This window comes from Neptunomonas sp. (assembly GCF_041601355.1).
GTDB lineage: Bacteria > Pseudomonadota > Gammaproteobacteria > Pseudomonadales > Balneatricaceae > Neptunomonas.
Window position 1 is genome coordinate 1 of record NZ_JBFIIH010000177.1, and the last position, 5,956, is coordinate 5,956.

4 protein-coding genes and 1 pseudogene are annotated in these 5,956 nt (G+C 48.3%); 2 read left to right on the forward strand and 3 right to left on the reverse strand.

The window, feature by feature from the left end:
• Nucleotides 1-43: 43 nt before the first annotated feature.
• The 3 genes from ABY436_RS18350 to ABY436_RS18360 form a co-directional block, all read right to left on the reverse strand.
• The gene (locus ABY436_RS18350) at nucleotides 44-2,254 is read right to left on the reverse strand and encodes a GumC family protein (RefSeq protein ID WP_372740378.1); all 2,211 of its coding nucleotides are present in this window, start codon (nucleotides 2,252-2,254) and stop codon (nucleotides 44-46) included.
• A gap of 120 nt (nucleotides 2,255-2,374) precedes the next feature.
• Complete coding sequence (locus ABY436_RS18355; RefSeq protein ID WP_372740379.1) at nucleotides 2,375-2,941, reverse strand: polysaccharide biosynthesis/export family protein; 567 nt, start codon at nucleotides 2,939-2,941, stop codon at nucleotides 2,375-2,377.
• A 62-nt stretch (nucleotides 2,942-3,003) separates the two neighbouring features.
• The gene (locus ABY436_RS18360) at nucleotides 3,004-4,227 is read right to left on the reverse strand and encodes an outer membrane beta-barrel protein (RefSeq protein WP_372740380.1); all 1,224 of its coding nucleotides are present in this window, start codon (nucleotides 4,225-4,227) and stop codon (nucleotides 3,004-3,006) included.
• Between the two features lie 316 nt (nucleotides 4,228-4,543).
• Here ABY436_RS18360 and galU point away from each other — a divergent pair, with 316 nt between their 5' ends.
• Nucleotides 4,544-5,425 (forward strand): UTP--glucose-1-phosphate uridylyltransferase GalU, encoded by an 882-nt coding sequence (gene galU, locus ABY436_RS18365; RefSeq protein ID WP_372740381.1) that lies wholly within the window; start codon nucleotides 4,544-4,546, stop codon nucleotides 5,423-5,425.
• Nucleotides 5,426-5,508: 83 nt separating this feature from the next.
• Nucleotides 5,509-5,956, forward strand: a pseudogene (locus ABY436_RS18370) (glucose-6-phosphate isomerase); the annotation flags it as partial.

The window sequence follows — 5,956 nt, forward strand, 5'->3', positions numbered from 1 at the left end:
GCACCATCATCAACACCCGGCAACAGATGACAATGCAGATCTATCATGCTTTTTCGCTGCTATAACCATAGACATCGTAATAGCCGCCATACTCCTCGCCGTAGTATTTAGCACCTTTTTTGACATCCACCTGATTGAGCACCACACCAATAACCGGTGCATGTGCTTCTCGCAGGCGTTTTAAACCATTTTTAGCGTGCTGATAAGGCGTTGAGTCTGACTTCACAACGTAGATCATTGCACCCACCAGCGGCGCCAATACCAACGCGTCACTCACCGCTTGCGACGGTGCGGTATCAATAATAATGCGATCATAACGACCTTCAAGCTGCGTCAACACATCAGCAAAACGCTTAGAAGAGAGCAACTCAGACGGATTTGGCGGAATAATCCCCGCAGGCATCACATCAATATTGCCCGCCTCGAAATGCTGAATACACTCATCAATAGCCGCTGTACCAGCAACCAAGCTGGATAATCCGGCCGCGGCACGATCAAGCCCCAAGGCTTTTGCAATTGAAGGACGACGCAGATCCGCATCGATCAGCAAGACTTTTTCCACCTGACCGGTGGCGAACGCCAGACCCAGCGCCAACGAAGTCTTACCTTCACCCGGCACAGTCGAGGTCACAGACACCACCTTATGCGGATTATCCAATGCCGATAAAATCAAACCGGTACGGATAGTGCGCAACGATTCAGCATAGCTCGACTGAGGATCGTCCATAAACATATCATAACTCTGATGAGGTTTTTTCCGATTCCTGGGCAACAATGGCAGCAAGCCCAGCATCACCACACCTAATTTACCTTCCACATCAGACGCTGTTTTAACCGTGTTATTCAATGCCTGCAAGACAAAGGCAAACATCACAGCAAACATCCCACTAACAACAAACGTCAGCGCGACAATCTTCTGCTTCTGTGGTTTTACCGGATACAACGGAATAACCGCCGGATCAGACACACGCGCATTCGCTGTTTTCAGATCACCGGTAGCAGATGTCTCATTAAAACGCGTCAGGAAGGTATTAAAGACCGCACGCTTAGTCTCAACATCCTGCTGATATTCACTTAACTTGTATTCTTTACGGCTGAGGTTCTGGATATTGCCTTTGGTGCCATCCAGTGCCGATTCCAGCGAGCGCTCATTAGCCAACGCCACTTTGTAATTGGTTTCAATACCATTAACGATCGACAAAATCTGCCGATTCAACGCCGATCTGGCATTGCCCAGCTCAGAATCAACTGCCTGCATGGTGGGATGTTTCGCACCATAACGCTTAGCCAGCTCAGAACGCTTCAGCTCAACCCGCGCATACGACTCTTTCATGCTTTGCACCAGCGGATGCTGCAACACCGTAGGCACTAACTCCAAACGCGACGGATTATTCTTACCAATCGCACGCACCTGATTATATAAACTTTCTGCTTCAAGACGATCACGGCGGGCATCAACCAGCTTACCGGCAACCAGTTCAAGCTCCTGCCCGGCAATATTCAAGCCGCCTCTTTCGCCAACAATCTGCTCTTTCTCGCGATATTCCTGCAACCGCTGCTCAGCCTTGGTCAGCTCGGTACGCAAACCTTCCAGTTGCCCACTTAACCAGGAAGATGCTTTTAATGTCAGTTGTAACTTAGCATCCAGGTTGCTCTCGATATAACTCTCACCCACGGTATTAGCGATCAACGTGGCTAGCTCAGCATTGGAAGACTCATAGGCAATTTTCACCAACTGAGTTTTTCTCATCGGGCTAATCGATAAACCCGCCATAAACTGATCAACAATACTGCGAAATTTAGCGGTGTCGGTGACTACGCGCTCTTCTGCTACCGGCAGCTCAAATGGCAGCCATTCACGCCAATTCAGATCAAACGGCAACAATGACTTTTCCGGCTGATTAAAAACGGGATGATTCACCAGATCCAGCTTCGTCACGACTTTTTCAGCCAGGCTGCGAGATTTCAGGATCTCAAACTGTGTTTCGAAATACTCTGATTTACCACCATCCAGCCCATAAACCTCTTCGATAGAGACAATGTTCGCCTGTTGCGATTCAATCAGCAGCGTAGCGGTGGCACGATAGATAGGTGTGATTGAAAAAACCACCAGCGCCGTTAATAAGGTCACAATAAACGCAAAGCCGATAATGCCCCACTTCTGGCGCATAATGGTTTGCCAATATTGGCGTAAGTCGATTACATCTTCGTGCAGCAGGCGGTCTATAGCTCCCTGCTCTTTCTGAATTTCCATGTTCTGTTTAGTTCTCTGTAAGTTAACTCACTGTAGATAGCAGGCATTTATCTACTTGCTTTACACCGGCTGCTTAGAAAAAGCTGGCTTTACGCTAGCCAGATTAAAAATAAGCAACAGCTAAAAAAAGCTTTCTTCTATGTTGATAACATCACCTGGTGTAACCGGCGTACTCAACGAAGCCTTCTGGCTACTATTATTGCTGGTGCTACCTTCATGAGAAATATAAAACTTGCTGGAAGACGCCCGCTCAGTAAAGCCACCGGCCAGCGATACAGCGCGCTGCAGTGTTAATCCGGGCTGGTAAGGATAGGCACCAGGGCTTTTAACCGCGCCATCAATATAGAATTCACGATATTCCAGTACCGTTATGTTTACGCTGGGGTTGACTAAATAGCCATCGGATAACTGGCTGGTGATCATCTCACTTAACGCACCAATCGTCATTCCCTGAACCCGCAACTCACCCAAGAAAGGATAAGAAATGGTACCGGCATCACTCAACCTGACCTGAACACTCAAATCATCTTCGCCAAACACCTGGATGCCAAGCTGGTCGCCCGCACCTAAACGGTAATCAGAAAAACCAACACCCACAGCACCGGCAGATGCCTGATCAGGTCCTGCCGCGTATGACAGCTGACAGGCAAAAAATAAGCAAAACAAAACACAAAAACGATGCAACATCTTAAAACATACTCCTTAAATCATTCCTTAAACATTCGCTTTAAAACATTGCTTCAATAAAATCACAAAGCGCCCTGGACGGTCATGACCAGCGTATTATTATCATAATCAAACCCAGCCTGATTAGAATCACGCTCAGCATGGGTGATATCCATACCTACTGTTAACCAACGACGCAGATCATATGACACCCCGGCAGAAAAACTGTTGGTGTCGTCTTTACGGCTGGTCAGGTCATACTCTTCACTGGTAAAACCATAAGCCAGCGCCGTTTTCAGACGATCATCCCAGGCATGATCCCAGGTCAAACTGGTAGTGCTCGTATCAATATAGTTATCGGCACCGTTAGATTCTTCCAACTCCTGCCCGGAGCGCAACACAAAGGTAGAATAGGTACGTGGTGCCCAGCTCACCTCAGCTTCCCAGGTAAACGCGCCTTCGTCATCTCTATCGGCAGCAGAGAAATCTTTCTGCGCATAACCGGCTTTCACTACACCCGTGGTTTTAGCCGTCGCATCCCAGGTTGCACCAACAAGATACTTCCATTCGCTGCTATCCAGACTCGATGTACCGACCACTTCATTCTGGTAATCAATCTCTGTACGGCGCGCTTCAAACAACAAGGAGGTTTTGGGCATCACACGATAGTAAAAGGTAACGCCGGTGCTTAATGTATCGCGGTCACGGGACGTAGTCAGGCTGCGAAAATTAGTATAATCGCGAACGGTATAAGAAAGCTTACCAACAATACGCCCCTGCGCTTCATCAGCACCGTAGGTGTAAGTAGCGCCGGCTGTTTTTTCATCATACTTAATAGGTGCATCATTAACAGTCGCATTAGCACCTTCAGTTAATCCGGTACCCCGCGCTTCGTGCGACTTAAGATAAGCAGCCAGCAAGTCGAGTTTATTGCGCACATCAAAAACCAGGTTCGCATCACCCTGCAACTGCATATCGGTGTAATTATCATCCTGGCTACTGTGGTAAATACCCTGTCTGACATCAGCCGTCAGCTTATAGGCATTCGCGCCATCTTCGGCAATAAACTGTACCACCGGATTTATCACGGTCACGGCTGAGCTTTTTTCGTCGCTAGAGGTCAAAAAGATATTATCATCGCGACCTGTTCGCATCGTCAGTTGAGGAATCATTGATACAGGCCCCAAAGACACAGACGCTGGTTCAATGGCCTGAGCCGACATCGGAAGTGCAATCAACGAGGTCAAGAGTGTTGAAGAGATCAACAATGACGCGTGAACACCAGAACGACTATTCGTAATTTCCATGGAGGTAATCCTCTATTATCCGTTTGATTCCATATTGACAACGCCGGATTGCCATATCAAATATATTGCACCGCAATAAATTGGTCTAATATTATCCGTTATGCTGACAAATTAACAGCCCTCATTACACCCATAAACCTGATATAGCAATAGATTACACATCAAAAGCATTGAAATCGTTTTTTGTCACATAAGCCATGCTAGAATGCCCGTTATTTTAAAATTTATACTCTTATATAAAAGCACTTTACAGAAGCGCTATACATAAACCCTATACAAGAACTCGTTTCGCTCAACATGAACAGGAAGCAAATGGATGTCTGCACTTACTAAAATTGTCATACCCGTCGCGGGGTTAGGTACCCGTGTTTTGCCAGCGAGCAAGTCAATTCCTAAGGAAATGCTGACCGTGGTCGACAAACCGGTGATTCAACACGTGGTTGAGGAAGCGATAAAAGCAGGCTTTAAAGAGATCATTCTGGTCACACGTAATGGCAAAGCAGCCATAGAAGATCATTTTGACAAGCACTACGAACTTGAAGCCGAACTCTCTCGTAAAGGTAAAGAGGCATTATTAAAAGCCGTGCGCGACATTTTACCTGCTGATGTCAGCATTTGTGCAGTGCGCCAAAACCAACCCCTCGGGCTGGGTCATGCGGTGTTATGTGCGGCGCCCGTCGTCGGCAATGATGACTTTGCCGTGATGCTACCCGACATGCTGATTCACAACCCGATAGCCGGCCAATCTGACCTGACCGACATGGTAGCTGACTATCACAACAGCGGCGCCGCTCAGATCATGGTAGAGGCGGTACCTATGGAACATGTTGAGCGCTATGGCGTGGTAGATTGCGCCGGTAAACCGCTTAGCCCGGGGAAAAGCCAACCCATCGTTGGCATGGTAGAAAAACCACCACAGGCAGAGGCCCCTTCCAATCAAGCGATTGTCGGTCGCTACATCCTACCGGCACGCGTCATGGAACTGCTTAAAGACACCAAACCCGGTGCCGGCGGCGAGATCCAGCTCACCGATGCCCTCGACCATCTGATTAGCGAAGCGCCGGTACACGCCTACAGCATGCGCGGCAAAACCTACGATTGCGGCAACAAACTCGGATTTCTGCAAGCTAATGTTGTGTTTGGTATGCATCATGAAGAAACCGCTGAAGAGTTCAAAGCGTTTCTCGGCTCTTTATAAGCGCTGTTAACATAAGTGCAGTTAACATAAGCGCAGTTAACCGGCGGCTAATGGCCTGATATGTATTCAGAGGAGATGGAACCTTGAGCGTAAACGAAACACCGGCCTGGAAGGCACTCGACGATCACGCTGCAGTAATGAAAGACACGCACCTACGCGATCTGTTTTCGGGAAGTGAATTAACAAGCCGATTCGATACGCTCAGCGTCAGCCATCAACACCTGTTGCTCGACTTTTCCAAACAGCGCATTACACCCACCACGCTGTCGTTATTAAAAGCACTGGCGACTGATTGCCAGCTTGATGACTGGAAAGCGCGGTTGTTCTCGGGTGATACCATCAACAGCTCCGAAAACCGCCCCGCCCTGCACACAGCACTGCGCCTGCCGTCGAACAGTGAATTGCTGCTGGATGAACACAACATTGCAGAAGATGTTCACGTCAATTTGACACAGATGGGCAGCATGGTGGAGCGCATCCACGCCGGCCAATGGCGCGGCTATTCAGGCCTGCCCATCGACACCATCGTCA

Bases quoted from the DNA above. Each gene is read 5' to 3' on its own strand.
- ABY436_RS18350 (WP_372740378.1), bottom strand. From the start codon at position 2,254: ATGGAAATTCAGAAAGAGCAGGGAGCTATAGACCGCCTGCTGCACGAA.
- galU (WP_372740381.1), top strand. From the start codon at position 4,544: ATGTCTGCACTTACTAAAATTGTCATACCCGTCGCGGGGTTAGGTACC.
- ABY436_RS18360 (WP_372740380.1), bottom strand. From the start codon at position 4,227: ATGGAAATTACGAATAGTCGTTCTGGTGTTCACGCGTCATTGTTGATC.
- ABY436_RS18355 (WP_372740379.1), bottom strand. From the start codon at position 2,941: ATGTTGCATCGTTTTTGTGTTTTGTTTTGCTTATTTTTTGCCTGTCAG.